Consider the following 1,427-nt stretch of genomic DNA (forward strand, 5'->3'; position numbering starts at 1 on the left):
ACCCGCACGGTGACTGTCGACGATGATGCGGACGGCCTCGTCCACGTCATCGGTGAGAGTCACAAGATCAAGATCTGACGGCAGGATGCGCCCGGCGCCCGCGACGGTCGTACGCAACCAGTCCAGCAGACCCCCCCAGTACCGCGACCCGATGAGCACCACCGGGAAACGGGTCACCCGACGGGTCTGGACGAGCGTGAGGGCCTCGAACAGCTCATCCAGCGTGCCGAGCCCGCCAGGCATGATCACAAATGCCTCGGCGTACTTGACGAACATGGTCTTGCGGACGAAGAAGTACCGGAAGGTCACCCCGAGATCGACCCAGTCGTTGAGGCGTTGTTCGAACGGGAGCTCGATACCGAGGCCGACAGACAGACCACCGGCTTCCTGCGCGCCCCGGTTGACAGCTTCCATCGCCCCCGGACCACCACCAGTGATCACCGCATAGCCGGCCCGGACGAGCGCGGCACCGAGCCGTTCGCCCAGGGCGTAATCGGGGTCGTCCACCGAAACACGGGCCGAGCCGAAGACCGTCACCGCTCGGGGCAACTCCGCGAGCAGCCCGAACCCCTCGACGAACTCGCTCTGGATCCGCAGGACCCGCCACGGGTCGGCGTGGACCCAGTCGGTCGGACCACGAGTGTCCAGCAGGTGCTGGTCGGTCGTTGACGCCTCGACCAGCCCCCTGCGGACGGTGATGGGCCCGCGTTGCCTCTCCGGGGGGCGCCGGGACCGGGCCGGCCGGTCCCGGCCCAATCCGGGATCGGGTCCGGGATCGAGTCCGGGATCGAGTCCGGGATCGGGACTGGCAGCGCCGGGGACCGGAGGAACGTCTGGCTGGGCCGGGTCGGTGGGCGTACTCACGAGCCGTAACATAACGTTCCAGCGTTACATTCAAGATCACATTCGGGTAACCCGCGGAGGAGTTCGGCGAGCGTTATCCGAAACATCCCGGGCAGGTCAGCGGCCATCCCGGCATGTGCTGATCCGGCTGATCCGGCTAATCCGGCTCTTGCGCCGTGAGGTAGCGCCGCAGGACGTCCTCGGCCGCGCCGATCCGTTCGGCCTCCACGTACTCGTCGCGGGTGTGGGCAAGGTTGGGATCACCAGGCCCGAAGTTGAGCGCGGGGATGCCGAGCGCGGCGAAACGGGCCACGTCCGTCCAGCCGTACTTGGCCACGGGCACGCGCCCCACGGCAGCCACGAACGCGCGCACGGCCGGCGCGGTGAGCCCGGGCGGCGCGCCGGCAGAACTGTCGGTCAGCTCAAGAGCGAAACCGTCGAGGACGTCGCGGACATGGTCGAACGCCTGGAGAACATCACGGTCCGGAGCGAACCGATAGTTGATCGTAACCGCGCAGGCGTCCGGGATGACGTTGCCGGCGACGCCGCCGCCGACCCGCACGGCGTTGAGGCCCTCGCGGTAC

Annotated in this window: 2 protein-coding genes; both read right to left on the reverse strand. The window is 68.3% G+C overall.

Going from position 1 to position 1,427, the window contains the following annotated elements:
* Positions 1-876, reverse strand: an 876-nt coding sequence (locus U9980_RS28280) for a TIGR00730 family Rossman fold protein (protein WP_416210427.1), incomplete at its 3' end; no start/stop codon positions are given.
* 124 nt (positions 877-1,000) lie between these two features.
* Positions 1,001-1,427 (reverse strand): M20/M25/M40 family metallo-hydrolase (locus tag U9980_RS28285; RefSeq protein ID WP_322770718.1); only part of this gene is annotated, 427 nt, incomplete at its 5' end.

This window comes from Protofrankia sp. Cr1 (assembly GCF_963555865.1).
Lineage (GTDB): Bacteria > Actinomycetota > Actinomycetes > Frankiales > Frankiaceae > Protofrankia.